Source organism: Sphingomonas metalli (genome assembly GCF_014641735.1).
GTDB lineage: Bacteria > Pseudomonadota > Alphaproteobacteria > Sphingomonadales > Sphingomonadaceae > Sphingomonas > Sphingomonas metalli.
Map to the genome: position 1 here is coordinate 125328 of NZ_BMIH01000005.1, position 26415 is coordinate 151742.

The window sequence follows — 26415 nt, forward strand, 5'->3', positions numbered from 1 at the left end:
GTCGCATCCTTGTTCGAACTGGCCCCGCCGCCTCGCCGGTGGGGGCCGGGCACGTCCACTTTCCATTGCGGAACTGGCCGTGCCCGATGATCGGATTGCGGGCCGATCAGAAGTTGAAGCGCAGCCCCGCCGAATAGCGCGCATCCTGCTTGGCCACGAAGGTCACCGCCTTTGCAGAACGGACATGGCCGCTGCGATCGGCGCCCGTCAGGTTGATCGCCTCTGCGAACACCGTCACACCCGGTATGAACTCCCAACTGGCACTCGCATCGAGCTGCCCGTAGCTGTTGATATAGTAGGGATTGGTGCCGCCACTCGCCAGAAACTCCGCGCGATAGTTGTACGATGCTCGGACCTGGATGCCGTTCTTGTCGTAATACAGGCTGGCATTGGCGCTGTCGGACAGTCCATTGATCGAGAATTGAGAGACGCTGGCCGGCAGATTGTTGTTATAGGGCCGGTTGCCGTTCACGATCGTGTAGTTCAGCTGCGTGCCGAAGCCGGTGTCCCAGAAACTGTGCTGGAGCGCGAATTCGAAGCCGTTGATGGTCGCATTGTCGTCGCTGTTGAACGGCTGCGAGATCACGAAGGTCACTGGGCCGTCCTCGGGCGCGCTGAGGATCGCACCGTTGACGACGGAGCCCGGATAATTGGCCGAGAAGTAGTTGCGGATGTTGGTGAAGGTCAGATCCTGTCCGGCGGCGGTCAGCGCCGCCGTGGCGGCGCGGTAGCGGGGACCGTTGGCCGGATCGCGCAGGCCGAAGGCATTCTGCCGGACCTGCGTCTGTCCGATATAGTTCGACACGTTCTTCCGGAAGTATCTGACCGAGAAGTAGCTTTCGGGCGAGTAATACCATTCCGCCGACAGGTCGATGTTCTTCGACTTATAGGGTTGCAGATTGGGGTTGCCCTGCGCGCCCGTGCCGTTGCCGCCGGCGCGGAACAGCGTGTCCACGGTCAGCCCGCCCTGGAGCGAGGTGTAGTCCGCACGGGTGATCGTATGGCTGTACGAGGCGCGCAGCTTCACGTTACGGATCGGCTGGATGTCGAGATCGATCGCCGGCAGCCACTCGTGGTACGCGCCCGAGAAGGTCGTGAAGCTGGTCTGGCCGGAGTAGATGACGTTGAATTCGTTGGGCGAGTTCTGGCGCGTCCCGGTGGGGACGGGCACCAGCGCCGAGGACTTGATCGTGGTGCTTTCGTAGCGCAGTCCGCCGACTAGGTGCGCGGGGTGCGAGAAGAGATCGAACCGCGTGTTGATCTGCAGATAGGGCGCCATCGTCTTTTCGCGGATGCGCCGGTCGGTCGTGTAGGGGACGAGGCAGTTGCCGTCGCCGCCACAGACGCCGTACGCCTGGTCGATCCGCGACAGGACGTCTTCGAACCGGTATCCGTAGAAGCTCTGGACCAGCGACGCGGACTTCGCCCCGTCGATCCCCTTGAACGCCTTGGGCACGCTGATCGGCGAGAAGATCGAGTCTGGAATCACCGCGGCCGCGGCGTTGCGGGCCGTTGCGCTGTCCCCGCCGACGCCGCCCCAGGTGTCGTTCTGGAGCAGGCCGAAGGCCGAGCGGACCTTGTTGTCGGTATAGGCGAAGCCCCAGTCGATCGAGTCGAGGAAGCCGCCGTCATGGTCGTAATGCGCCTTGAATTGCGCCTGGTTGATCCGGTCGCGGAAGTAGGAGTTGCTGTAGCGGTTGCCCGATGGGGTGAGTAGCGCCGCGTTGAGGGGATCGATGCCCGGCTGCATGGTGAACGAGGCGACCGGCAGCTTGTCCTCGAAGTTGATCGTCTGGCTGGCGACGCCGAAGATCGCGGTCGCCAGCGAATTGACGTTGCCATATTTGTTGGTCGGCTTCGACTCCGCGGTCGAATGATGCGCGTCGAGTTCGATGGTGACGCCGCCGGGCGCCTTCCAGTTCAGGTTGCCGCCCAGCGACTTGTTCTCGGTCCGGCCGGCCGTGTAGCCGCTGGAGTAGAGGAGGTCCTTGGTCTCGCCCGCGGTGAAGCGCTCGGTATAGAAGATCGGCGCGGCGATCGGCCCGTCGGTCCAGGATGACGACGTGTCGTTGTGGTTGAACCAGATACCCAGGTTGTTGTTGCGGGTCTTCACTTCGTTGCGCGAATAGGTGAAGTCGGCGGTCGCGGTCAGGGTATCGCTGGGCCGGGCCTGAAGCACCAGCTGGCCGTTGATGCGCTCGCGCTGGATGTCGTTCAGATCGTAGCTGAGGTTCTGCGGGACCTGATAGACCGTGTTGCCGCTCGGCCGGTTCGTAATGTTCGCCGCACGCGGATCGCCGGGCTGGGCGAGCGAGCCCCAGTTGTTCTCGGTGCCGAGCGTCCCGTCGCGCCAGCCCACATTGGCCTGGTTCACCGAGGCACGCCGCTTCTGGTACACGCCGTTGACCAGGATGCCGATGCGGTCGTCCGCCAGCGTGGTCGAGAAGATTCCCGAGACTTCGGGCGTGATGTCCTTCTTGCCGTTCTGCGAGGTGTCGATCACACCGCGCGCCGCGAGCGAACCGCGGGTGCCCGGACGGTCGAGCGGGCGAGGCGTGCGGATGTTGATCGTCGCGCCGATGCCGCCCGAGGGGATCGTGGCGCGGCCCGACTTGTAGACTTCGAGCGCGGCGATGCCTTCGGAGGCGAGATTGGCGAAGTCGAAGGCGCGCGAGCCGTTCGCCCCGTCGCCCAGGATCGAGGTCGGCAGCTGACGCCCGTTGAGGATCACCAGATTTTAGTCCGGGCCGAGGCCGCGCACCGTGACGAACGAGCCCTCGCCGTTGGAGCGGTCGATCGACACGCCGGTGATGCGCTGAAGCGATTCGGCGAGGTTCGTGTCCGGGAACTTGCCGATATCCTCCGCCGAGATCGCGTCGACCACGCCCAGCGCGTCGCGCTTGATGTCCGCAGAGGCGCGCAGCGAGGCGCGGATACCCGTGACGACGATGTCCTGGTCGGACGGGGTGCCGGACGGATCGGCCACGGACGCCGCGCCGGGTTGGGGATCGATCTGCGACGGGTCGCTATTCCCCATCGTCGCAGCGGCATCCTGCGCCAGGGCCGGCGCGCCGATCAGCGCGATCGCCGACGTACCAAGGACCAGCTTCGAAATCGAACGCGCCGAAAAGCCTCGCATCTTCATCCCCCCCATAGCTTCCGCGGCACCTGCAATGGTGCCGGGCGCCCCGATGCCGCCGCTTGTGGCGGTCTTCGGGACTGTTGTTGCGCCGTCGTGGAGCCGACCTGCATGCGCCCATCCCCAGGAGACGGTGCGCGCAGGCATTCTCGCAACGACTGAGATTACCGGTAACATCAACCATCAGACCTTGTAAATGGCCTTCGAAATCGGGCCCCAAGAATTTCAGCGCGTTCGGTCGGTCGGCCAGTCGGCGAGCCGGTCTCGGGAATCACGCGATGGAGAGGAATGCGGTCACCGTCAGGCGTCCCCGCGCCGGGTCGGCGGACAGAATGGCATCGGCTGCGATCGCGCCGCTGTGCAGCGACGTCGATCGGTAGAGCAGCGCCCGATTGTAGCGCGCATCGATGCGGTCGATGCAGTCGAACAGATCCGTATCGCCATTGATGTAGCCAGAGCCCCGAAAGGATGGCGAATCGAGTTCCGCCTGGAGGCGGCTCTGATAGGTTTCGGCGCGCTCGGTTCCGATGGACTCGAAGCCGGTGGCGCGATGGCGGAAAAAGGCGGTGCCGCTCGTGTCGTCCGGAGAGAGATAGTGGATCAGGGCGACCCGATCCTCCCCATAGCCGTCGACATGCGGCAGACGTTGCTGCACCGACAGCGCCGCCGCGGGCGTCGTGACGATGGAGAAGCTCGCGTCGATGACCGCGATGCGGCGGATCGTTCTGAAGGCACGGCCGAGGGCGCGCGCGATCACGGGCAGGGCGCCGGGCATATAGCCGTCGGGCAGGGGGCCCCGGATGCCGGGATAGTGATGATCCGCCGGGTGGAAGGGGGTGGCGATGGCCGCGGCGCGCAGCGGTTCCGGATCGGCGGAGAAGGTGTCGATCGTGACGAGCGGCTGGCGTTCGGTGCCGATGCGGGCGTGACAGATCGCCGGTCGATGGGTCATCGGCGCGAGGCCGAAAGGGGCAGGAGTTCGTTCGGTCGCGGAGCCATGCGCATCGGGCGTTGCGGCGTCACGACGTGTGCCGGGCGTCAATCATAGAAGGCATAGGGCCCGATGATCGTCCCGACGAATCCGCCGGCAGCCTCGGTGCTGAGGAAGCGCGCGTCGATGCCGGACGCGAGGACCGTCTCCTGACCGTTCTCGGAATAGGCGAAGGATAGGGTTCCGCCGTTCTGCCGCATGGTGAGCGTGAGGGGGGCTGGCCCATGATGGGGGCGGGAGGCCACGAGCCGCTCGGTGCCGCCCTGGCTGATGTAGAGGGCGACGACCGGCGTGCCGGCTTCGCGTGCGATGCCGACAAAGGCATAATTGCGATCGCTCTGATAGGCAGCCAGCCCGGCGCGATCCTCTTCGTGTTCGGGCGTGAAACGCAGCGTGGTGCTGACCGTCACGACATGATGCTGCTGCCGACGGCCGATGAACGACGGCGTTCCAAGCTGCACGCCGAGCTTCGCGCCGCGCCCCAGGATGAGGTCCCCGCCCGCCAGTCGCCAAAAGGGCTGACGGGGGATGCGGATACCTGTCCAGGCCGGACCCAGCGTGCTGCCGTCGAAGTCCTCCTGATACGAAAAGTCGCCGGTGGTCGGCGCATCCGGGGCGTGGCCGGCTGGAAGGCGCGGGGCGGCCACCGCGAACGGCACCCGCTTGCCGTGCGGCAGGATCACCGGCCAGTCGTCCTGCCAGGTGACCGGCAGCAGGAAGGTCTCGCGGCCGATGTTGAAGCTGTTGCCGGCATAGGGCCGCACGCCCAGAAAGGTCGCCCACCATTCGCCGTTCTGGGTCTGGACCAGCTTGGCGTGGCCGGTCGAGGTGACCGGGTCTGGCCGGGCGGGGTCGAGATCGCGCTGGGTCAGGATCGGATTGCCCGCCCAGGGCGTGAACGGCCCGCGAAGGCTTTTCGCACGGAAGATCACCTCGCTATGGTTCACTTCGGTGCCGCCCTCGGCCGCCATCAGGTAATAATAGTCGCCGCGGCGGAACAGATGCGGCCCTTCGACCCAGATCGGCTTCTTCGCCAGATCGGTGCCGCCATCCACCAGTTCGGTGCTCTCGCCGCGCATCGTGCCGGTGCGCCAGTCGAACTCCTGCACCCAGATCGCACGATGCCCGTTATAGCGCGCCGGCTGGGCGGGCATCCGATTGTTGACGATATAGGCCCGGTCGCCCTCCCAATAGATCGAGGGGTCGATGCCGTCGAACGGCAGCCAGATCGGGTCCGACCAGGGGCCGGCCGGGTCCTTGGCCGTGATGACGAAGTTGCCGCCGCAGTCGACGCATGTGTTGACGATGTAGAAGAGGCCGTCGTGATAGGAGATGTCGGGCGCAAACACCCCGGTGGCGGTTGTCCGGTCGAGAAAGCTCAACTGGGTGGGGCGATCGATGGCGTTGCCGATCTGGCGCCAGTGGACGAGGTCGCGGGAATGCCAGACGGGGATCCCGGGAAAGCTGATGAAGCTGGAATTGGCGAGGTAATAGTCCTCGCCCACCCGGACGACCAACGGGTCGGGATAATAGCCGCTCAGAATCGGGTTGCGATATTCGCCCGGCCCGACGGCGACCCGCTCCTGCGATTGGCCGGAATAAGTAAACCGCTCGAAGTGCGGTTCTCCCGCGAGCGCCGCAGTCCCGATTGCGAGGGCCGACAGGGCCAGCATCGACTTCCAGGCCATGACCAGCGCTCTCCCGTACGATGTCCCGCCCGTTTGAGGCTCGGTGACCGACTATGTGTTACCGGTAAATTTAAAGTGGCGCAAGATCGCTACCGTACGGAGGAAAAAGTCGGGTCCAGGTTGCTGCCGGGCATGTCGACGAGGCGAGGGATCGTGCGCGCGGCCGGAAATCCGTGCTAAGATGTTGCATCTCCGGGCTTCTTCGGCTTCGTCGCGCGCTAGGATTGGCCGTGTCGACAATCGTGGATGCGGGAAGGGCGAGGACGTGAGGATGACACTAGGCACTTCCACCGGTCGGTGGCTCGGGGACGCGGTCGTTGCGGCGGCGCTGATGACGGCAAGCGCGGCCTGGAGCGCGTCGGTGCCCCGGGATCTGGTCGCCTGTGGCGAGATCGGGGGTGCGGCCGAGCGGCTCGCCTGTTTCGACCGCTATCTGGCCGCGGCGCGGACGCGCGGTGTCGAGACGGCCCAGGAGACGTCCCGCAACCCGGCCCGGCCGGCTCGCCCGGCGACGGCGCGCGAGGTCGTGTCGACGGTCGGCAGCGTCCAGCCGTCCGGTCAGGGCCGGTGGATGCTCGTGCTCGCCGATCGCAGCGTCTGGCAGAGCTACGATGCCGGCGCGCCCGCGCCCCGGGTCGGCCAGCCGGTCCATATCCGGAAGGGGACGTTCGGCAGCTATCTGGCGGATATCGGCGGCGCACGAGGGGTGGTGCTCAAGCGACTTCGCTAGGGTATCGCCCGCCGCGGTCAGGGAGCGGCGCGACGACCAATGAACGGCGGATCGTCTCGTCCGACTAAGCGCTTGTCGTCTCTCCGCAATCTTGGCATGATAGCGCTAATACGACACGGCCGGCATCGGATCCGGCCCGTGCGGACAGGGGAGGATAGGCGATGCGGATCACGCTTGCGGCCGTTCTGGCGACCATGATTTCGGCGCAACCCGGCACGGCGCAGACCGCGCCGCCCGCACCTCCCGCCGCACCGGCGGTGATCGAAGACTTCCGGCCTTCCTCGCTCAACCAGCCGGGCCAGCAATATCCGCAGGTCAACTCGCAGGGCTATGCCCGCTTCCGCATCGTCGCGCCCGAGGCCAAGGCGGTGAAAGCGACGCTGGGGCTCGGCGGGCGGGGCGGCACCGTGCTGACCAAGGCACCGGACGGGGCGTGGGTCGGCACGTCGGAAGGTCCGCTCGACGAGGGCTTTCACTATTATCACCTGACCGTCGACGGCGGGACCTTCAACGATCCGGGCACGCTCAACTTCTATGGCTCGACCCGGTGGGAAAGCGGGATCGAGATACCGGCGCACGATGCCGACTTCTATGCGCTGAAGGACGTGCCGCACGGCCGCGTCGAGCAGATCCTGTTCGCCTCGCCCAGCACTGGCAGCCAGCGCCGCGCCTTCGTCTACACGCCGCCCGGCTATGACAAGAATGCGCGCGAGCGCTATCCGGTCCTCTACCTCCAGCATGGCTGGGGCGAGGATGAGACCGCCTGGTCGAACCAGGGCCATGCCAACCTGATCATGGACAATCTGATCGCGGCCGGAAAGACGCGGCCGTTCATCATCGTCATGACCTATGGCATGACCAACGATGTCCGCCCGGGTAGCCCCGGCGGGCTGGCGAGCTTCGACATCAAGCCGTTCGAGACGGTGATGGTCAACGAGCTGGTGCCCTATGTCGACGGGCATTTCCGCACCCTGGCCGACCAGCGCCACCGGGCGATGGCGGGCCTGTCGATGGGCGGCTTCGAGACCAAGCTGATCGCGCCCAAGCATCTCGACACCTTCGGCTATATCGGGTTGCTGAGCGGCGGGACGGTGTCGCTCGACGACGTCAACGCGACGCCGGGCTATCGCGACAAGGTGCGGCTGACCTTCGTCAGCTTCGGCAGCCGCGAATTGGAAGGCGGCCGGGCCATGGGGCCGCCGGGCACCCCGCGCCAGGACCCGCGTGCCAATGCGGAGGCGCTGAGCAAGGCCGGGATCAAGAGCGCCTTCTACGTCTCGCCGAACACCGGTCACGAATTCCAGACATGGCGGCGGAGCCTGCTGACCATGGCGCCGATGTTGTTCCGAGACTGAGATGGCCTGCGGCGGAGGGCGGTGCCGTCAGCGCGGCAGCGGCACGCGCATCTCCAGGATCTGCCCGCCCGCCCGGTCGATACCGTAGAGCGTGCCGGGTGCCGCTTCGTCCCAGTCGATCGCCTGACCGGCGGCCTCGATCGGTATGGTCGCGACATGGTCGAGGACCGCGCCGCCGGCGGGCAGGGTGACGGCATAGAGTTCGGGCCGGTCGTGGCCGGTGAGATAGAGCCGGCCGTCCGGGCCCCAGCCGCCGCCCGAAATGCTCATCGGCGCGATCCGTTCGAGGATCGAGGCGGGCAGCCGCCAGCTCTGCGTGGCGCGCCAGTCGTCGTCGTAGCGGACGAGCATGGTGTAGCGATGGTCGCGGCCGGGTTCGCCGCCCTTGCCGTCGTAATTGGCGAACATCGCCCACCAGGCGCCGGCATGCCGGTCGACCCAGGTCAGCGAGCCGGGGGCTCCCGCCAGCGCGACGGTGCGGCGATGCGCCAGCGTGACCGGATCGAAGATCTCGACCGCGCTCCATTGCGGCACGGCCGGGAAGCTGGAGGCCGCGCAGACCAGGTCGCGCGCGATCACGGCGCAGCTGTTGATGTGCGGGAAGCGACCCTTGTCGCCCTCCCAGGCCGCGCGCCGCGCACCGGTCCGCATGTCGTAGCGGGCGATCCGGTAATTGGCGATGGCATAGAGATCGCGCGGCCCCGCCGCGACGCCCTGCCGCGCCTCGGGCGCGGGCAGGCGGCGGACGGTTTCGGCCGGCGTTCCGGCGACGACGGCGGCGGCGAGGAGGAGCAGCGTGCGCATCAGAAGCTCGCCGTTACACCGATCCAGAAGGTGCGGCCATATTCCGCCGACTCCTGGAGATAGGTGCGGCCCGGCCCGGTCAGCTCGCGCCGCCCGGCATCGGACAGGTTCTGCCCCTCGGCATAGATGGTGAAGCGTGGCGTCAGGCGATAGCTGATGTTCGCGTCGAAGGTGGAGCGGTCCTTCCAATACTGGTCGGCGTTGGGAATGGTGTCGTTGATCGTCTCCAGGAAGCCGCCGATATAGTTCCACGACACCCGACCTTCGAATTTGCCGCGCTGGTAGAAGAGGGTGGCGTTGGCGGTGGTGTCCGGCTGAAGGAACAGTCCGGTCACGCGCGGACCCGCGCTGGTCAGGAAGGTGAAGTGCGTGTCGAGGAAGGTGGCGTTCGCCGCGACGCTCAGGCCCGACAACGCGCCGGGCAGGAAGGTGAGCGCCTGCTGGACGTTGAGCTCGACGCCGCGGATCGTCGCGTCGTTGGCGTTGCGCGGCGTGGTGACGATCACGGACTCCGGCCCGCGGCCCACGTCCAGCGTCTCGACCCCGGTCAGCGTGAAGATCTCGTCGCTGATGTCCTTCGAGAACAGGCCGATCGAGACCACGCCGTCGCGGGGATACCATTCGAGCGAGCCGTCGACGCCGCGGCTCTTTCGCGGGCGCAGGTCGGGATTGCCGCGCGACAGGGTGGGCTGGCTTCCGTCGAAGGACAGGTTTTCCGATGCCGCGAGCGACGCATAGTCGGGACGCCCGATCGTGTTGGTATAGGCGGCGCGGAAGACCACGTCCGGCATGATGTCCCAGCGCAGGTGGACGCCCGGCAGCCAGTTGCCGTAGCCGCCGCCATTCTCGACCGGGCTCAGCACGCCGCGCAGCGTCCGCGCCGCCTGCGATTCGACCTCGGTCCGCTCGTAGCGCAGCCCGGCCAGCAGCGTCAGGGTGCCGATCCGGTAGCTGCCCTGCACATAGCCGGCATAGACATCCTCCCGCAGCCGATAGTCGCCGGTTGGCGGCGAGACGGACGTCACGAAGCGGCTGCGGTTGGCGTCGAAGAACGCCATGGCCTGCGCGACGTCGATCCGTGGCGTGAGCCGATAGCGGTCCCGGATCAGCGCCGACGGACCGGCCGTATCGACCTCGGCGAGCGTGTAGGTGAAGCCGTTGCCGGCGGTGTAGTTGACCTGCCGGTTGGCGAAATTGCGCCGGGTCGTCCGCGCGACGCCGCCGACCTTCAGCTTGAGCGCGTCGCCATCGTCATAGGCGGCGTTGAGCCGCAGCTGGCCGCTCTTCTCGAAGCTGCGCACCGCGGCGTCGCGCTGCTGCTGCAGGTAGAAGTTGGCCGGATCGCGGTTGGCGGCATAGTTGGCGGGGATGAAGAGCGGGTAGAAGCCGCTGGTGTCGTAGGTGAAGGCGTAGTTGGCGCCCTGCGCATCGCGGGTGCGGAATTCGACGGAGACGTTGGGCGTGTAGAGCCGCCCCTGCGAATAGATGGCGTCACCGTCCACCGCCCAGCGCTCTCCCGCCTTCCAGTCGAAGCCGGTTCGCGCGACCACGATCTCGCGGTTGGTGATCGGCTGGTTCAGCTGCACGATGTTGCGGCCGCGCGCGAAGCTGCCGGTGGTGGGGGTCTGGTTGCTGACGTTGCCGAGCGGCTCGGTGCGGAATTCGATTCGCTCCTCGTCGTCCTGCGTCTTCGCGTAGATGCCGCTCAGCTCCCAATGGAAGCCGTCGCCGACGCGATATTCGAGCTTGGCATTGCCGCCGTACCGCTTCTTGGAATTGTTGTACCAGAAGAGGCGGACCTGCGTGGGTACCTGGATGCCGTTGCCGCGTCCGCTGCCGGAATCGACCGGCACCCCGGCGGCCGTATATTCGCGGATCGAGGGTGCGGCGGACTCGACCTGCGGGATGTCGTAGTCGAGCTGCTCGTAGCTGCCGCCGATCACGAGGCCCCATTCGTCGGCGGCGCCGAAGGTGCGGCCGGCGGCGAAAGCCGCGCGCAGCGACGGCTGGTCGTGCCGTACCCCGCCATGCTGCTCGTAGACGCCATAGGAGGCGAGGGCGTTGAAGAAGGGGCGCCCGGCATCGAAGGCGCTGCGGGTCTTGATGTTGATGACGCCGCCGATCGCATTGGCGTCGTTCTCCGGTGTCACCGTCTTGATCACCTCGACCCGGCCGGCCATCACCGACGGGACGATGTCGAGCGGCACGGTGCGCCCGCCCTCGTCGACCGCGGACACGATCGCGCCGTCGACGGTGGTGCGGTTATAGGTCGATTGCAGCCCGCGCAGGACCGGGAAGCGCGGTTCGCCCTGATCCTCCTGTACCGAGACGCCGGGGATGCGGCGCAGGGCGGCGGCGGTGTTGTGATCGGGCAGCTTGCCGATATCGTCCGCCGAGATGGCGTCGACCACGGCAAAGGCCTCGCGCTTGGCGGCGATCGACTCGCGCTGGGCGCGGCGCTGCCCGGTGACGACGATGTCGCTGGTCGCGGGGGTATCGTCTTGCACCCCCGGCACGGCATCGCGCGCCGCCGCGTCCTGCGCCATGGCGGGGGAGGCGAGCATCGTGCCCGCGAGAAGAACAAGGCTGAAGGCGCGCGGACGACTGGCAGGCATGGCGGATCCCCCCGGATGGAGCGGCGCGCTTAGGCAGGGCGGATGACGTCGGGATTGCCGCGCAGGGTCAGTTCGATGACGGCCGACCCGCAAGGTTGCGCGAGACGACGGCCGGGCAGGCTGCTACCGCGGTGCTATGATGATGCTGACGGGAGCGACCTGGGGGATCTGCGCGGCGGCGACCGCGGGGGTGATCGCGCGGCCGTTCCGATGGCCGGAGGCGGTCTGGGCACTCGCCGGCGCGGCGCTGCTCCTGATCTTCGGCCTGATCCCGCCCGGGGCGGCGTTGACTGCGATCGGCAAGGGCACCGACGTCTATCTGTTCCTGATCGGCATGATGCTGCTCAGCGAGACCGCGCGCGAACAGGGGCTGTTCGACTGGGTCGCCGCCGCCGCCGCCCACCGCGCAGCCGGCTCGCCCAAACGGCTGTTCGCGCTGGTCTATGCGACCGGCATCGTCACCACGACCTTCCTGTCGAACGATGCGACGGCGGTGGTGCTGACGCCGGCCGTCTACGCCGCCGCGCGCAAGGCGAAGGCGGAGCCGCTGCCGCTGCTCTTCGCCTGCGCGCTGATCGCCAATGCCGCGAGCTTCGTGCTGCCGATCTCGAACCCCGCCAATCTGGTCCTCTACGGCGGGACGATGCCGCCGCTCGGCCAATGGTTCGCATCCTTCGCGCTGCCGTCGGTCGCGGCGATCGGCGTCACCTTCCTGATGCTGCGCCGGGTGGAGCGGGCGCGCCTGGCGGGAAGCCTCGCGGTCGATATCGAGCCTGTGCCGCTCGGCGGCGGCGGCCGGGCGGCGCTGCTCGGCATCGCCGCGACGGCGCTGGTCCTGATCGTCGTGTCCGCACTGGACGTCCCGCTCGGCCTCCCGACGGCGATCGCGGGCATCGCGACGACCGCCGTCGTCTGCGCACTGACCCGTCATTCGCCGATCGCGCTGGCCCGCCAGATCTCGTGGAGCGTCCTGCCGCTCGTCGCGGGACTGTTCGTGCTGGTCGAGGCGCTCGACCGGACCGGCGTGATCGCCTGGGTCGCAGCCGGACTGCGCGGCCTGGCGGCCGACCCGCTGCGCGGCGCGGCGACCTCCGGCACGATCCTGGCCCTTGCATCCAACCTGATGAACAACCTGCCTGCCGGTCTCGTCGCCAGCACCGCGGTGGCGCAGGCGCAGCCGCCGCGCGTCATGATCGACGCGCTGCTGATCGGCGTAGACCTGGGTCCCAACCTGTCGATCACGGGCAGCCTCGCGACGATCCTGTGGCTCCAGGCGATCCGGCGCGAGGGGGAGGATGTCGGCTTCTGGGCGTTCCTGAGGGTCGGCGCGCTGACGATGATCCCGGCGCTCGCCGCGGCACTCGGCACGCGACTGCTGATCGGCTGACGCGGGCGCGTTGCGACGCCGGCGGGCGATTTGGGGCAGCAAAGCTGATCCATGTTGCCGGGGCGGCGAATAGCAGGGCCGGTGATCACCGCCTCTTAATCATTCGACTCGCATAGCCGCCCGTGTCGCGAGGGAGTTGTCATGGCGGTCGTAGCGAAGCAGATTGTCGACGACGCGCTCGATCACGAGCAGCTCGGTCTCCCCTCCTGCTCGCGCATCGGATCGCTCTATCTCACCGCCGACCGGCCCGGCTGCAACTGGGGCGTCCGCTACGAGGCCGGCAGCGATCATGTCGACGCCCAGGTCCGCCGGATGATCAGCGACCTGCAGGACCGCTATCCGCTGATCAATCCCTTCGATTTCTTCTGCCAGACGGTGTGAGCCGATCGCCACGGCCCGGCCAGATCGGCCGGACGCCGGCGCCGCTTCCCCGGCGGGGGATCGGATCCTAGAGATCGGACGATTGTCGTATCCGAAGGAAGCGCGATGAAGATCGGTCCGCTCTGGCTCAAGGTGCAGATCGCCTGCGGCGACGCGCTCGCCATGGGCCCCGGCAAGGCCGACCTGCTCGAGGCGATCATCGCCGAAGGCTCGATCAGCGGCGCGGGCCGTGCGCTCGGCATGAGCTATCGCCGCGCCTGGGTGCTGGTGGACGAGATGAACCGCTGCTTTGATCCCCCGCTGGTCGAGACGCTCAAGGGCGGGGGCCGCGAACGGGGCGCGAAGGTCACTGCCACCGGAGCGGCGGTGCTGCAGGCCTATCGGACCATGGAACGCGATGCCGCCGCCGCGCTCGATGGCGCTGCCTATGCGCTGCTGCGCGCCAACTTGCGCAGCGAACCCGCCGGACAGGGCTGATTGCCAGCACACTCTATATACGACCGGATATATCAGCGATATACCGCCGGATATAGAGCGGCCTCCGCCGCCATATGCAGGGATGGTAGTCGATGGCGAAGCGGTACGCGGTCCTTGTCTGTGCGGCGGTGATGCCGGTCCTGTGCCCGGCCGCCGCCGCTGCACAGGAGCGCACGACGTCGCCGGCCGCCGCGGACGGCGACGACGACACGCTGGAAGCAGTGATCGTCACTGCCCGCCGCCGGTCCGAAGACGCGCAGACCGTTCCTGCGGCGCTTTCGGTGGTCGGCGGCGCACTGCTCGACCGCAGCTACACGATCAACACGCAGGGACTGACCACGCTGATCCCCTCGCTCAACTACAGCTCGGCCAATCCGCGCAACACCGCCTTCACCATTCGCGGCCTCGGCTCCAGCGTGGTCGCGGTGAGCCAGGCGAATGACGGACTGGAGCCCGGGGTGGGCGTCTATATCGACCAGGTCTATCATGCGCGGCCGGCCACCGCCGCCTTTGACTTCGCCGATATCGAGCAGGTCGAGGAGCTGCGCGGACCGCAGGGAACGCTGTTCGGCAAGAACACCACCGCCGGGGCGCTCAACATCAGCAGCCGTGCGCCGAGCTTCACGCACGAGGGATTCGCCGAGCTTTCCTACGGCGATTTCGATTTCGTCCAGGCGCGCGGCTGGGTCTCGGGACCGGTCAGCGATACCGTCGCCTATCGCCTGTCCGGCGTCTCGACGCGGCGCGATGGCGTGCTCGACAATGTCCGGACCGGCCGCGCCGCCAATACGCTGGGGACGCAGGCGGTGCGCGGGCAGCTGCTGATCCGCCCCGACGACAGCATCCAGATGCGGCTGATCGCCGACTTCACCAACTTCCAGGCCTATTGCTGCACACAAGTCTATCTGCGCACCGGCACCTCGCTGCGGGCCGCCGGCCGCCAGTTCGGCGGCCCCGCCGGGCTTGCCGCGCAGTTCGGCTATGCCCCCGCCAGCACGGACCCGTACGATCGCAGGACCGATATCGACGGGCCGCTCGGCGTCGACACGAACGAGGGCGGGGTGAGTGCGATCACCGACTGGAATCTGGGTCCGGCGACGCTGACCTCGGTCACGGCCTGGCGCTTCTGGAACTGGGATGCGGAGAACGACCGCGACTATACCGGCATTCCCGTCCAGCGATCGCAGCACATCCCCTCGCGCCAAGACCAGTACAGCCAGGAGCTGCGGCTTGCCTCCAACGGCACGGGGCCGCTCTCCTATGTCGTCGGCCTCTACGGCTTCCGCCAGCGGCTGACCGGTCGGCCGATCAGCATCTACGGCCCCGCCGCCGCGCGCTATCTGATCGGCACCGTCACGGGGACCGCCAGCACGCCCGTCCCGTCCAACCTGCTCGACGGCTATGGGCAGGATGGGCGCACCGACTTTCGTAGCCTCAGCTATGCCGCTTTCGGCGAGGCCAATCTTCGCCTCCTGCCGCGACTGACCGCGACGCTGGGCCTGCGCTACACGCAGGAGGACAAGGATGGCTATTATGCGACCACCGTGTCCGGCGGCCCCGCCACGACCAATGCCGCACTGATCGCCGCGCGCCTCGGCGTGCTCCGCCCGCAAGGCTACGAGGCGCACGATCGGGACGGCAGCCTGTCGGGCCGGGGCAATATCGCCTGGCAGCTGAGCGAGGGCAGCATGGCCTATGCGAGCTATGCGCGCGGCTTCAAGTCGGGCGGGATCAACATGTCGGGCCTGCCGCTCGACAATGCCAACCAGCCGGTGCTGGCGACCGCGGTGGTCCGGCCCGAGCGCAACGAGACCTATGAGGTCGGCGTCAAGAACACGGTGTTCGACCGGCGGCTGATCCTCAACATCGACGGCTTCTACACGCGCGTCCGCGACTTCCAGGCGACGGTGGTCGAGAATTCGCTGACCCAGACGGTGCAGTTGCGCGGCTATCTGTCGAACATCCCGCGGGTGACGGTGAAGGGGATCGAGGCGGATCTCACCGCACTTCTGCTGCCGGGGCTGAGCGTGCGCTCGGGCTTCGCCTATAGCGACGGCCGCTACAGCGACTATCCCGCCGGGCCGTGCCCGCTCGAGGTGCAGACCGCATCCACCACGCGATGCAGCCTGACCGGACGACGCCTGGCCTCGCTGCCGCGCTTCGCGCTGACCGCGGGGTTCGACTATGTCCGCCCGGTCGGCACCGGCGCGCTGACGCTGCATCTCGACACCGCCTCGCGCAGCGGCTTCAACGGCGATCCAGGCCTGTCGCGCTTCACCTATGTCCGCGGCTACAACCTGACCAACGCCAACATCGGCTATCGCTTCGCCAGCGGGCTGGAGCTGCTGGTCTGGGCGCGCAACCTGTTCGACGCGGACTATATCCAGAACCTGACGATCCAGGCCGGCAACTCCGGCCTGATCGTCGGCACGCCGAGCGATCCGCGCACCGTCGGCGGAACGCTCCGGTTCCGGATCTGACGGCGCGCTACAGCAACCGGTCGAGCGTGATCGGCAGGTCGCGCACCCGCGTACCGGTCGCGTTGTAGATCGCGTTGGCGACCGCGGCGGCGACGCCGGTGATGCCGATCTCGCCCACGCCATGCGCGCCCATCGGGGTGTGGGGATCGGGGATGTCGGTCCAGATCACGTCGATCTCCGGCACGTCGAGATGCACCGGAACGTGATATTCGGCGAGGCTGGGATTCATGATCCGCCCGTTGCGCTCGTCGAACTGGGTTTCCTCCATCAGCGCCATGCCCAGGCCCATGATGATGCCGCCGCGGAACTGGCTGGCGGCGGTCTTGGCGTTGAGGATGCGACCGCAGTCGAACGACCCCAGGAACCGGCTGACCCGTGTTTCGCCGGTCACCGCATTGACCCGCACCTCGCAGAACAGCGCGCTGTGCGAATGCATCGACCAGTGCATCAGCTCGAGTGGAGGGGAGCCCGGCCTGGTCGCACTGACGCTGTCGCGCTGCGCCCGGGCGAGGATCGAGGCATAGCTTTCGCGCCGCGCCGGTTCGTCCAGTTTCGCCAGACCGCCCGCGTCGCAGCCGACCTCGTCCACCGACAGGCCGGCGAGCGGCGAGTCGTTGCCGGCGAGCTTGAGCAGTTCGGCGACCAGCGCGCCCTGCGCGGCGATCACCGCCGCGCCGATCGCCGCGGTCTGCTGCGATCCGCCCGCCATGATCGCGCCCGGTATGGCGGAGTCGCCATAGCCCACCTCGACCCAATCGAGCGGCAGGCCGAGCCGCTCGGCGGCGACGATCGCGGTGGTGGTCGAGGTGCCCATCCCCATTTCCGCCGCCGCCACCTCGACCAGCGCGCGCACGCCGTCGCCGTCGCGGGTCAGGGTGATCCGCGCCTCCGCGCCCGGCATGCGGTAATAGGGGTAGGTGCCGGTCGCGCAGCCCATGCCGATCCGCCACTCGCCCTCCTGCCGCATGGCCGGGGCGGGGGCGCGCGAGTCCCAGCCGAACCGCGCCGCGCCCTGCCGCCAGGCCTCGACGATATGCCGCGACGAGAAGGGCAGGCCGCTGATCGGGTCCTTGTCGGGCTCGTTGCGGATGCGCAGCTCGACCGGGTCGATGCCCAGTTCGGTCGCCAGTTCGTCGATCGCGGATTCGAGCGCAAAGGTGCCCACCGCCTCGCCCGGCGCGCGCATGAAGGTGTTGGCGAGCATGTTCATCCGCGCCACTTCCACCTTCAGCAGGATGTTGGGCGCGGCATAGGTGGCGCGGCTGCCGAGGATGAAGGGCTCCGGCATCGCGTTATGCGGGGTCATCACCGCCAGGCCGGTATGGATCAGCGACTGGAAACGCCCGTCCGCATCGGCGCCGATCGCCACCCGCTGCTCGGTCAGCGTGCGCCCGCCGACGGTGCGGTAGACACCCTCGCGCGACAGGGCGATGCGCACCGGCCGGCCGGACAGCTTCGCCGCGGCGGCGGCGATCACCTGATGGTCCCACAGGCCCTTGCTGCCGAAGCCGCCGCCGACATAGGGGGAGGTGAGGCGCACCTGCTCGGCCTTCAGCCCGAACACGTCGGCCATGGTCTGCGCCTGTTGCGACACCATCTGGCTGGCGTCGTGGATCACCAGCTCGTCGCCGATCCAGGCGAGCGTCGCGGCGTGCGGCTCGATCGGATTGTGGCTGTGGCGCGGGGTGCGATAGACCTGGTCGACGCGATAGGGCGCGGCGGCCAGCGCACCCTCGGGATCGCCGATCTCGTTGAGCAGCTTCTGGCCCATGAACAGTGCCTGCTCGATCCCGTTCGCCTTGGCGCCAGTCAGCGAAGTGGTCGAAGGCTCCTCGGCATAGGTGATCGCGATCAGCGCCGCGGCATGATCGGCCTGTTCCTGCGTCTCGGCGAGCACGCAGGCGATGGGCTGGCCGTTCCAGTGGATGCGGTCGTCCTGCAAGATCGGCAGGTCGGCCGGTCCCACGCCGCCGGGCGACGAGCCGAAGGCGGGGGGCGGCGCCATCCGGGGTGCGTTGCGGTAGGTCATCACCAGCACCACGCCCGGCGCCGCCTCCGCCGCGGCCGTTTCGAGCGCTGCGATCCGCCCGCGCGCGATCGTGGCATAGGTCAGCGCCGCATAGACCATGTTATCGAACCGGTATTCGGCGGCGAAGGGGGCGGCGCCCGTGACCTTGAGCCGTCCGTCGAGCCGCGAGACCGGGCTGCCGATCAGCCCGTGCTTGCGTGCGATGAGGGGGTCGGGAACGCCGCCGGGGATCCAGCTGTCGGGGGCGAGCGGCACCAGCTTCTCGAGCGCGCCCTGCATCAGGCCCTGCGCGGTCTGCTTCGCGGTGTCGACGATGCTCATGCTGCCTCTCCCGTCGTCAGTTCGCTCAACACCGCCGCCAGCGTCCGCGTCGCGAGCGCCGGCTTGAACCCGTTGTCGCGCAAGGGCCGCGCGTCGGCGAACTCGGCCGCGGCGGCATCGCGAAAAGCCTGTGCGGACGCCGTCGCGCCCCGCAAGGCTGCCTCTGCCCTGGTCGCGCGCCACGGCTTGTGCGCCACCCCGCCAAAGGCGATCCGCAGATCGGCGATGCGGTCGCCGTCCATCTCGACCGCCGCCGCGACCGAGACGAGCGCGAAGGCGTAGCTCGCCCGGTCGCGCACCTTGCGATAGGTGGAGCGGGCGGCGAGCGGCAGCGGCGGCAGCTCGACCGCGGTGATCAGCTCGCCGGGCGCCAGCACCGTGTCGCGGTCGGGCGCGTCGCCGGGCAGCCGATGGAGCTCGCCGAATGGCAGCGTACGCGCGCCGCCCGGGCCCTCGACATGGACGATCGCGTCCAGCGCCGCGAGCGCGACGCACATGTCGGACGGATGGGTCGCCACGCATGCCTCAGAGGCGCCGAGCACCGCATGGATGCGGTTGAAGCCGTCGCGCGCGTCGCAGCCCGACCCCGGTGCGCGCTTGTTGCAGCGCGAGCCCTCGACGTCGTAGAAATAGGTGCAGCGGGTGCGCTGGAGCAGGTTGCCGCCGACCGTCGCCATGTTGCGGATCTGCGCGGACGCGCCCGCCAGGATCGCGCGGGACAGCATCGGATACCGCGCGCGGACCGCCGCATGCTCGGCGAGGGCGGTGTTGCGCACCGCCGCCCCGATCATCAGCCCGCCGCCTTCGCTGTCCTCAATCGCGCCGGGCAACAGGCTGACGTCGATGACCCGCGCCGGGCTCGCCACCCGCTCCCGCATCAGATCGACCAGATTGGTGCCGCCGCCCAGAAAGGCGATGTTCGTCGCCGCGCCCTGGCGCAGCGCGTCCGCCCGGTCGGTCGCACGGGCATAGTCGAAGGGGGTCATGCGCCGACCTCCGCCGCGACGGTGCCGCGGATCGCGTCGATGATCCCGTTATGGGCGCCGCAGCGACACAGATTGCCGCTCATCCGCTCCTGGATCTCCTCGCGGCTCAGCCGCACCTCGGCGGTCAGGTCGGGACTGATATGGCTCGGCACGCCGCGCTTCGCCTCCGCGACCATGCCGATCGCCGAGCAGATCTGGCCGGGCGTGCAATAGCCGCACTGAAAGCCGTCATGCTCGATGAACGCCGCCTGGAGCGGGTGGAGCGCATCGCCGTCCGCCAGCCCTTCGATCGTGGTGATCCGGCGACCGTCATACTGCACCGCCAGCGCCAGGCAGGACAGGATCCGCTCGCCGTCGACCAGCACGGTACAGGCGCCGCAGGCGCCCTGATTGCAGCCTTTCTTGGTGCCGGTGAGATGCATCCCCTCGCGCAGGTGATCCAGCAGCGACACCCGGGCGTCGGCGGGCGCCGGCACCTCCAACCCGTTGACGATGAGCGACATGCGCGACTCCCCGGCGATCCTTGTTCCGCCGTAACGAAGAGATCAGCTCATGGTGCCGCCGTCCAGCTATATTGCATCGTCAGATACTTAAGCCGGGGGTGGCCGGGTCAGCCGCCACCCGCCTGCCGCTGCTGCGCCGCGCGCTCGGTCAGCGTCTTCAGCGTCTCGTCGAAGCGGTTCTCCCGCTCCGCGTTGCGCAGGAACAGCACCTCGTCGACCAGGATCTCGGGCGGGGTCGGCACCTGCGCGAAGCGGGCGGCAACCGCGTCGGCGAAGGCGTCGAGCGGCATATAGCCCGGCCGGTTCGCCTGGCCCGGCGTCAGGTCGGTCTGGACGCCGGGGGGCGCCAGCTCGATCACCTCGACCTTGCCGGCGAGCAGCGTGCGCAGCGACGCCGTATAGGAATGGATCGCTGCCTTGGTCGCCGAATAGGTCGGCGCCATCACCAGCGGCACATAGGCCAGGCCCGAGGTGACGTTGACGACCGCGGCGTCGGGCTGGGCCGCCAGATGGTCGATCAGCGCGTTGGTCAGCCGGATCGGACCGAGCAGGTTGATCGCCACCGTCGCCTCCGCATCCGCGAGGTCGCGCCGCGCAGTCGGATCTTCATACTTCATGATGCCGGCATTGTTGAACAGGACGTTGAGCGCCGGGAAGTCGGCGACGACCTGCCGCGCGAATGCGTCGACCGCCGCGGCATCCTCGACATCGACCGTCACCACATGGATCCGCTCGCGCCCCTCGGCCGCCTTCTCCAGCGCCTCGCGACGGCGACCGGCGACGATCACCGTGTCGCCGCGATCGTGGAAGCGATGCGCCAGCGCCTCACCGATGCCGCTGCCGCCGCCGGTCATGAGAATGGTGTTGCCGCTCGTCTTCATCCGTCCGTCCTGTGCCCGATCGCTACCGTGTACGATTATTCCGACGCGACCCCGCGTCCCGCCACCTTCTCATAGGCCGATAGCTCGTCGCCGATCGCCACCTTGGCGGCGAGATCGTCGGCGCGGGCCTGGTCCTTGGCGGCCTGTTTGGGGTTGTCCGGGTCGCCGTCGGGATCGGCTGCGCCGACATTGGGGCTGTCGGGAATATAGAGTACGGGCTCTTCACCCTCGTCCTTGGCCATGTCCAACTCCTCGTAATCACGGGCTAAACGAAGCCGGCGGCGCCGGGTTCACTCGAACCGTGTCAGATGGCGAAGCCATTGATCTGCCCGCCGCGCGGGTGCATCAGGCGCGCCATACACCGTTTGATGGAGCATCCATGCGTCCGCTCGTTACCGCTGCCACGATCCTGCTGATGTCCACCACCGCCCTGGCCCAGACCGCGAAGACTCCCGCCAAGACGCCCGCGCCGGCGACGGCCGCGCTGCCCGCGACCAATCCCTTCGCCCAGGCGAGCTCCCTGCCGTTCCAGGCGCCGCCGTTCGACCGGATCAAGAGCAGCGATTATGCGCCCGCCCTTCGCGCCGGCATGGCGGCGCAGCGGCAGGAGATCAACGCGATCACCCGTGCGCGCAGCGCCCCGACGTTCGAGAACACGATCGCGGCCATGGAGCGCTCCGGCCGCCTGCTCGAGCGCGCCGCCATGGCCTTTTACGGCGTGGTCGGGGCCAATACCGACGACACGCTGCAAAAGACCCAGGCCGATCTCGCCCCCGCCTTCGCGGCGCATCAGGACGCGATCAATCTCGACCCGGCGCTCTTCGCCCGCGTTAAGACGCTCTACGACCAGCGCCAGTCGCTCGGCCTGACGGCGGAGCAGCTGCAGGTGCTCACGCTCACCTACGAGAACATGGTCCGCGCCGGTGCGCTGCTCTCGCCCGCCGACAAGGTGACGCTGAGCCGGTACAATGCGCAGCTGTCGACGCTGGAGACCGCGTTCCAGCAGAAGCTGCTCGCCGCCGCGAAGGCGGGCGCGCTGGTCGTCGACGACAAGGCGAAGCTCGCCGGCCTGTCCGAGGGCGAGATCGCCGCGGCGGCCGCTGCCGCCAAGGCGCGCGGCCTGTCCGGCAAATATGTCCTGACCCTCCAGAACACGACGCAGCAGCCGGCGCTCGCCAGCCTGACCGATCGGGCGACGCGCGAGGCGCTGTTCAACGCCAGCTGGACCCGCGCCGCCAAGGGCGACGCGAACGATACCCGCGACACGATCGCGCAGATCGCGCTGCTCCGCGCGCAGAAGGCCAAGCTGCTCGGCTTCCCGACCTGGGCCGATTACGTGCTGCAGGACCAGATGGCCAAGACGCCGAAGACCGCGCTCGGCTTCATGCAGCAGCTCGGCACCCCGGTGGCGGCGGAGCAGCGGCGCGAGGCGGCCGAACTGCAGGCGCAGATCAAGGCGACCGGCGGCGAATTCACGCTCAAGCCCTGGGATTGGGATTTCTATTCCGAACAGGTGCGCAAGGCGAAGTACGACCTCAACCAGGACGAGCTGAAGCCCTATTTCGAGATCAACAAGGTGCTGAACGACGGCGTCTTCTACGCCGCCAACCAGCTCTACGGCCTCACCTTCAAGCGCCGTACCGACATCCCCGTCTACCAGCCGGACGTCATGGTCTATGAGGTGGACGAGGCGAACGGCACGCCCGTCGGCCTGATGTATTTCGACTATTGGAAGCGCGACAACAAGAACGGCGGCGCCTGGATGTCGAACTTCGTCAACCAGTCGAAGCTGATCGGGACGAAGCCGGTCATCTACAACGTCGCCAACTTCACCAAGCCGGCCGCCGGCCAGCCCGCGCTGATCAGCTTCGACGACGTGACGACGATGTTCCACGAATTCGGCCATGCGCTGCACGGCCTGTTCGCGAACCAGACCTATCCGAGCGTCTCGGGCACCAACACCGCCCGCGACTTCGTGGAGTTCCCCTCGCAGTTCAACGAGCATTGGGCGCTCGATCCCAAGGTGCTGCCGCACTATGCGGTCAACTACAGGGACGGCAGCGTCATCCCGCAGGCGCTGGTCGACAAGATCAAGCGCGCCGGCACCTTCAACTCGGGCTATTCCTTCGGCGAGGCGCTCGCCGCGGCCGAGATGGACATGAGCTGGCACTCGCTGACCGCGGCGGACGGCAAGCAGAATGCCGACGCCTTCGAGACCAAGGCGCTGGCCGCCACCGGGCTCGACGTCGCCGACGTGCCGCCGCGTTATCGCTCGACCTATTTCCTCCACATCTGGGGCAATGGCTATTCGGCGGGCTATTACGCCTATAGCTGGACCAAGATGCTGAGCGCGAACGCGTTCAACTGGTTCGAGCAGCATGGCGGCATGACCCGCGAGAACGGCCAGCGCTTCCGCGACATGATCCTGTCCAAGGGCCATACGGAGGATTACGCGCCGATGTTCCGCGCCTTCAACGGCGCCGACCCGCAGGTCGGCCCGCTGCTGAAGGATTTGGGGCTGAACGCGGACGGCTCGCGCATCGCGCCGGATGCGGGCGCGACGCCGGTCAATGACGGCCCCGTCACCACGGCCCCCACCGCCAAGCCGGCGGCGGGCAAGACGAAGGGGTAGGGATCGCTTCCGCCTCCCATCGTTCACCCTGAGCGCAGTCGAAGGGCCTGCGGTCCGGCTTTGCTTCGACTGCCCGCAGCACGAACGGGACGAGGTGGAGTGATCCCGGGCTGTCACCGGGAAAGCCCAGCCTTCGCGAGGGGCCGTTCGTCATGCCGGACTTGTTCCGGCATCCACGGCACCGCAAACGCTCCACGCGTTGATCTCGCGGAACGGTGGATCCCGGACACGTCCGGGATGACGAGGAAACGAGGGCACCGTCGCGGCTTCCGCCAAGGGATCGACTCCGCCGGAACGACGGCCAATTACGTTGGGGTGGATCGATGTCTAGGATCGATCCAGGCCATCCAGCGTCGGCGTCGATCGGAAGCTGGCCGGGCCCTCCCGTCAATCGCCCAAGGGCTCCAGGCCGAGGCGGCGGAGCGGATGGCCGATCGTGCCGCTGACCATCGCGGCCTGGATCAGCGTCGCCGGCCACAGCTTCGACAGCGGCCCCACCAGCCGATCGCGCAGGAAGGGCAGGGCGCGGCTGTCGGACTGGTAGACCGGGGTGAACAGCGCGGTCAGCGCCTGGTAGAGGCGGACGTGCCCGCGTCGCCGCGCGATCGTGCCGGCGAGCGCGGCCGGTACGTCCGCCGCCTTCCGCAGCGCCAGCGCCAGCGCATAGGCGTCGAGCAGCGCCATGTTCGCGCCCTGGCCGAGTTGCGGGCTCGCCGAATGCCAGGCGTCGCCGAGATGGATCAACCCCGGCTCGGCAGGCTGTGGCAAGGTGCGGTGCGCGTAGCGGGCGAAGGTCAGCTGGTCGGGCGACTCGATCTGGTCGAGCAGCGGTTCGGTCGCCGGCCAGAGAGTGCGCACCTCCGCCTTCCACGCCGCCAGTCCCGCTGCCTTCCAAGCCTCCAGCCGGTCGGCGCGCAGCGACCAGAAAAACGCCGCCTGCGCCCGCTCTTCACCCGGAGGCCGGCCGATCGGCAGCACCCCGACCATCACGCTGGCGCGGCGATAGCGCTGCTCGAGCGCGGCGGGATCGAAGCCCCCATCCGCCGGCCAGTCGAGCGTGCCCCAGAGCGCGCCATAGGCGAGTGCGCGACCGCAGGGCGGGGCCAGCGGGGTCCGGGTGCCGAGCGCGTCGACGACGAGATCGAACGGCCCCTCGCTGCGCCCGCCGTCCAGCAATAGGCGCCGCCGGCCATTGCCAAGCAACGCGCTGCCGGTGACTGCGCAGCCCGTCTCGATTGCGATCCGTTCGCCCGTCACCGCGCCGTGGAGCAGCGCGAACAGTGTCGCGCGGTGCACGCCGACGCCGAATCCCGCCCGCTTGCCGAGCGCCGCGTAGCGCACCGCCAGTACGACCCGGCCGCTGCTCCCCGCCTCGCCATGCAGCCGCGCGATCCGGGCGCCATGGTCGAGCAGCGCCTCCGCAAGGCCCAGTTGGCCGAGCACCGCGAGCCCGGTGGGCTGGATCATCAGCCCCGATCCGACCGGCCGCGGCGCCTCGAATCGGTCGAACAGCGTGACGCGATGCCCGTCGCGGTGGAGCAGCAGCGCCGCCGCCAGCCCGGCCGGGCCGCATCCCGCAATAGCGATCTCCAGCCGCTGCATGGCGCTGCCCTACCCGGCTTTGGCCGGCGCGTCAGCCCTCCCGCAGCGGTGCCTCACGCCGCCCAGGCGGCGAGATCGGGCTCCGCGCCGATCAGTGCCAGTCCGTGCGCGATCGAGGTCAGCTCGCCCCCGGTCGCGATCCGCTCCGCGCCGAAGCGCCGGTCGAACAGGGCCCGGATCGCGGGGATCAGCGACGTGCCCCCGGTCAGGAAGACGCGGTCGACCGCCGCGGGTACGATGCCGGCCCGGTTCAACGCCGCGTCCATCGCCCCTTCGATCCGCTGAAGATCCGGCGCGATCCAGGCCTCGAAGTCGGCGCGGCTTACCTCCGCCTCGATCGTCACGCCGCCCCCTTCGAAGCGGAACTGCGCCGCAGTGTCGACCGACAGCGCCCGCTTCACGCGGCCGACCGCGTCATAGAGGGGAAAGCCCTGTTCATGCTCGATCAGCGCGATCATCCGCCCGACGGGTACGGGATCGAGCGCGGTGCGCTGCAGCCGTCCCAGCTCCTCCAGCGTCCGCCGGTTGCGCATCAGCGCCAGCCGCGACCAGTCGGCGAAGTCGGTGAACCAGCCCCCGGGTATGTCGAGCGTCTTTCCCATCGACCGGTAGCGGCCGCCCTTGCCGAGCAGCGGCAGCACCAGCCGGTCGAGGATGTGGCGGTCGAACCGGTCGCCGGCGATCCCGATCCCCGACGAGGCGAGGGGGACGCAGCGCCGTGCCGCCCCCGGCTCCGCCACGCGCACGATCGAGAAGTCGGTGGTGCCGCCGCCGAAATCGGCCACCAGCACCGTCGCCGGCTCGGTCAGGCGGGCGGCATAGCTATAGGCGGCGCCGAGCGGCTCGTAGACATAGTGGATCTCGGTGCCGAACTCGCGCAGCATCTGGTCGTAGCGCTGGCGGGCCAGTGCGGGGTCCGGTCGCGCGCCGGCATATTCGACCGGGCAGCCTACGATCACCCGCGCCGGCCGCGCATCGAGCCGTCCGCCCGCATGCGCCACCAGCCGCTGGAGGAACAGCCGCCCGAAATCCTCGAAGCGGTAGGGTTTGCCGAAGATCAGCGCCCGCTCGAAGCTGGCGCTCGCCGCGACGGTCTTGAACGACTGGACGAAGCGGCTGTCGACCGGCGATTGCAGATATTCCTCGATCGCCCAGGGTCCGGCCTCGCAGGCGACGCCGTTCCACGCGCGCTCCTCCTCCCAGAAGCACAGGGCGGAGCGGAATACCGCGCCGGTCGCCGCCGCACCGGCGAATTCCACCAGCTCCGACCTGCCCCGTGCGCCGGCCAGGGCGACCACGCTGTTGGTGGTGCCGAAATCGAGCCCGAGCGCGCCCGCGACTGCTGCCCTGTCGTTCACGCGTGACGCTCCCATCGCTGCCGCCGGCCCCGCGGCCCGACTGGAGCTGACGGTGG

At 68.5% G+C, this 26415-nt stretch carries 18 protein-coding genes and 1 pseudogene; 7 read left to right on the forward strand and 12 right to left on the reverse strand.

The window, feature by feature from the left end; genetic code table 11:
- Positions 1 to 106: 106 nt before the first annotated feature.
- The 3 genes and pseudogenes from IEX18_RS16630 to IEX18_RS16640 form a co-directional block, all read right to left on the reverse strand.
- Positions 107 to 3139, reverse strand: a pseudogene (locus tag IEX18_RS16630) (TonB-dependent receptor).
- A gap of 271 nt (positions 3140 to 3410) precedes the next feature.
- Entirely contained in the window at positions 3411 to 4091 is a 681-nt protein-coding gene (locus tag IEX18_RS16635) for a DUF6445 family protein (RefSeq protein WP_188660468.1), read from the reverse strand.
- Positions 4092 to 4177: 86 nt separating this feature from the next.
- Positions 4178 to 5818: a glycoside hydrolase family 43 protein gene (locus tag IEX18_RS16640; protein ID WP_188660471.1), complete on the reverse strand. Its 1641-nt coding sequence runs from the start codon at positions 5816 to 5818 to the stop codon at positions 4178 to 4180.
- Positions 5819 to 6089: 271 nt separating this feature from the next.
- Here IEX18_RS16640 and IEX18_RS16645 point away from each other — a divergent pair, with 271 nt between their 5' ends.
- Together IEX18_RS16645 and IEX18_RS16650 are read left to right on the forward strand one after the other, a co-directional pair.
- Positions 6090 to 6548, forward strand: a complete 459-nt coding sequence (locus tag IEX18_RS16645; protein ID WP_188660472.1) for a hypothetical protein — start codon at positions 6090 to 6092, stop codon at positions 6546 to 6548.
- Between the two features lie 161 nt (positions 6549 to 6709).
- A complete protein-coding gene (locus IEX18_RS16650) occupies positions 6710 to 7903 on the forward strand; it encodes an alpha/beta hydrolase (RefSeq protein ID WP_188660475.1) in 1194 nt (397 codons plus the stop codon).
- Positions 7904 to 7930: 27 nt separating this feature from the next.
- Here IEX18_RS16650 and IEX18_RS16655 read toward each other — a convergent pair whose 3' ends face one another.
- Positions 7931 to 8707, reverse strand: a complete 777-nt coding sequence (locus IEX18_RS16655) for a hypothetical protein (RefSeq protein ID WP_188660478.1) — start codon at positions 8705 to 8707, stop codon at positions 7931 to 7933.
- Positions 8707 to 11322, reverse strand: a complete 2616-nt coding sequence (locus IEX18_RS16660; RefSeq protein ID WP_188660482.1) for a TonB-dependent receptor — start codon at positions 11320 to 11322, stop codon at positions 8707 to 8709. Before IEX18_RS16660 ends, IEX18_RS16655 begins: the two co-directional genes overlap by 1 nt.
- A gap of 136 nt (positions 11323 to 11458) precedes the next feature.
- Between IEX18_RS16660 and IEX18_RS16665 the strand changes: the two genes are divergently transcribed.
- From IEX18_RS16665 to IEX18_RS16680, 4 genes are all read left to right on the forward strand, one after another.
- Complete coding sequence (locus IEX18_RS16665; protein ID WP_188660485.1) at positions 11459 to 12709, forward strand: arsenic transporter; 1251 nt, start codon at positions 11459 to 11461, stop codon at positions 12707 to 12709.
- Positions 12710 to 12850: 141 nt separating this feature from the next.
- On the forward strand, positions 12851 to 13090 hold the full coding sequence (locus IEX18_RS16670) for a hypothetical protein (protein ID WP_188660489.1): 240 nt from the start codon (positions 12851 to 12853) through the stop codon (positions 13088 to 13090).
- A 105-nt stretch (positions 13091 to 13195) separates the two neighbouring features.
- Positions 13196 to 13567, forward strand: a complete 372-nt coding sequence (locus IEX18_RS16675) for a winged helix-turn-helix domain-containing protein (protein ID WP_188660491.1) — start codon at positions 13196 to 13198, stop codon at positions 13565 to 13567.
- A 92-nt stretch (positions 13568 to 13659) separates the two neighbouring features.
- On the forward strand, positions 13660 to 16047 hold the full coding sequence (locus tag IEX18_RS16680; protein ID WP_188660494.1) for a TonB-dependent receptor: 2388 nt from the start codon (positions 13660 to 13662) through the stop codon (positions 16045 to 16047).
- A 7-nt stretch (positions 16048 to 16054) separates the two neighbouring features.
- Here IEX18_RS16680 and IEX18_RS16685 read toward each other — a convergent pair whose 3' ends face one another.
- The 5 genes from IEX18_RS16685 to IEX18_RS16705 form a co-directional block, all read right to left on the reverse strand.
- Positions 16055 to 18397 carry a xanthine dehydrogenase family protein molybdopterin-binding subunit gene (locus IEX18_RS16685; RefSeq protein ID WP_188660498.1) on the reverse strand — a complete coding sequence of 781 codons (2343 nt, stop codon included), beginning with the start codon at positions 18395 to 18397 and terminating at the stop codon, positions 16055 to 16057.
- Complete coding sequence (locus tag IEX18_RS16690; RefSeq protein WP_188660501.1) at positions 18394 to 19383, reverse strand: FAD binding domain-containing protein; 990 nt, start codon at positions 19381 to 19383, stop codon at positions 18394 to 18396. The genes IEX18_RS16685 and IEX18_RS16690 overlap by 4 nt, the downstream gene beginning before the upstream one ends.
- Positions 19380 to 19886, reverse strand: coding sequence for a 2Fe-2S iron-sulfur cluster-binding protein (locus IEX18_RS16695; RefSeq protein ID WP_188660504.1), 507 nt, complete (start codon positions 19884 to 19886; stop codon positions 19380 to 19382). The genes IEX18_RS16690 and IEX18_RS16695 overlap by 4 nt, the downstream gene beginning before the upstream one ends.
- A 107-nt stretch (positions 19887 to 19993) precedes the next feature.
- Positions 19994 to 20767 (reverse strand): SDR family oxidoreductase, encoded by a 774-nt coding sequence (locus tag IEX18_RS16700; RefSeq protein ID WP_188660508.1) that lies wholly within the window; start codon positions 20765 to 20767, stop codon positions 19994 to 19996.
- A gap of 35 nt (positions 20768 to 20802) precedes the next feature.
- A complete protein-coding gene (locus IEX18_RS16705) occupies positions 20803 to 21009 on the reverse strand; it encodes a hypothetical protein (protein WP_188660511.1) in 207 nt (68 codons plus the stop codon).
- Between the two features lie 137 nt (positions 21010 to 21146).
- Between IEX18_RS16705 and IEX18_RS16710 the strand changes: the two genes are divergently transcribed.
- Positions 21147 to 23399 carry a M3 family metallopeptidase gene (locus IEX18_RS16710; protein ID WP_188660514.1) on the forward strand — a complete coding sequence of 751 codons (2253 nt, stop codon included), beginning with the start codon at positions 21147 to 21149 and terminating at the stop codon, positions 23397 to 23399.
- Positions 23400 to 23786: 387 nt separating this feature from the next.
- Here IEX18_RS16710 and IEX18_RS16715 read toward each other — a convergent pair whose 3' ends face one another.
- The gene (locus IEX18_RS16715) at positions 23787 to 25001 is read right to left on the reverse strand and encodes an FAD-dependent oxidoreductase (protein ID WP_188660517.1); all 1215 of its coding nucleotides are present in this window, start codon (positions 24999 to 25001) and stop codon (positions 23787 to 23789) included.
- Positions 25002 to 25054: 53 nt separating this feature from the next.
- On the reverse strand, positions 25055 to 26359 hold the full coding sequence (locus tag IEX18_RS16720; RefSeq protein ID WP_229664668.1) for an Hsp70 family protein: 1305 nt from the start codon (positions 26357 to 26359) through the stop codon (positions 25055 to 25057).
- Between the last annotated feature and the right edge of the window lie 56 nt (positions 26360 to 26415).

What these genes read in the sequence shown, in the direction of transcription:
- IEX18_RS16635 (WP_188660468.1), bottom strand. Translation starts at nt 4,091, where the DNA reads ATGACCCATCGACCGGCGATCTGTCACGCCCGCATCGGCACCGAACGC.
- IEX18_RS16640 (WP_188660471.1), bottom strand. Translation starts at nt 5,818, where the DNA reads ATGGCCTGGAAGTCGATGCTGGCCCTGTCGGCCCTCGCAATCGGGACT.
- IEX18_RS16645 (WP_188660472.1), top strand. Translation starts at nt 6,090, where the DNA reads ATGACACTAGGCACTTCCACCGGTCGGTGGCTCGGGGACGCGGTCGTT.
- IEX18_RS16650 (WP_188660475.1), top strand. Translation starts at nt 6,710, where the DNA reads ATGCGGATCACGCTTGCGGCCGTTCTGGCGACCATGATTTCGGCGCAA.
- IEX18_RS16655 (WP_188660478.1), bottom strand. Translation starts at nt 8,707, where the DNA reads ATGCGCACGCTGCTCCTCCTCGCCGCCGCCGTCGTCGCCGGAACGCCG.
- IEX18_RS16660 (WP_188660482.1), bottom strand. Translation starts at nt 11,322, where the DNA reads ATGCCTGCCAGTCGTCCGCGCGCCTTCAGCCTTGTTCTTCTCGCGGGC.
- IEX18_RS16665 (WP_188660485.1), top strand. Translation starts at nt 11,459, where the DNA reads ATGATGATGCTGACGGGAGCGACCTGGGGGATCTGCGCGGCGGCGACC.
- IEX18_RS16670 (WP_188660489.1), top strand. Translation starts at nt 12,851, where the DNA reads ATGGCGGTCGTAGCGAAGCAGATTGTCGACGACGCGCTCGATCACGAG.
- IEX18_RS16675 (WP_188660491.1), top strand. Translation starts at nt 13,196, where the DNA reads ATGAAGATCGGTCCGCTCTGGCTCAAGGTGCAGATCGCCTGCGGCGAC.
- IEX18_RS16680 (WP_188660494.1), top strand. Translation starts at nt 13,660, where the DNA reads ATGGCGAAGCGGTACGCGGTCCTTGTCTGTGCGGCGGTGATGCCGGTC.
- IEX18_RS16685 (WP_188660498.1), bottom strand. Translation starts at nt 18,397, where the DNA reads ATGAGCATCGTCGACACCGCGAAGCAGACCGCGCAGGGCCTGATGCAG.
- IEX18_RS16690 (WP_188660501.1), bottom strand. Translation starts at nt 19,383, where the DNA reads ATGACCCCCTTCGACTATGCCCGTGCGACCGACCGGGCGGACGCGCTG.
- IEX18_RS16695 (WP_188660504.1), bottom strand. Translation starts at nt 19,886, where the DNA reads ATGTCGCTCATCGTCAACGGGTTGGAGGTGCCGGCGCCCGCCGACGCC.
- IEX18_RS16700 (WP_188660508.1), bottom strand. Translation starts at nt 20,767, where the DNA reads ATGAAGACGAGCGGCAACACCATTCTCATGACCGGCGGCGGCAGCGGC.
- IEX18_RS16705 (WP_188660511.1), bottom strand. Translation starts at nt 21,009, where the DNA reads ATGGCCAAGGACGAGGGTGAAGAGCCCGTACTCTATATTCCCGACAGC.
- IEX18_RS16710 (WP_188660514.1), top strand. Translation starts at nt 21,147, where the DNA reads ATGCGTCCGCTCGTTACCGCTGCCACGATCCTGCTGATGTCCACCACC.
- IEX18_RS16715 (WP_188660517.1), bottom strand. Translation starts at nt 25,001, where the DNA reads ATGCAGCGGCTGGAGATCGCTATTGCGGGATGCGGCCCGGCCGGGCTG.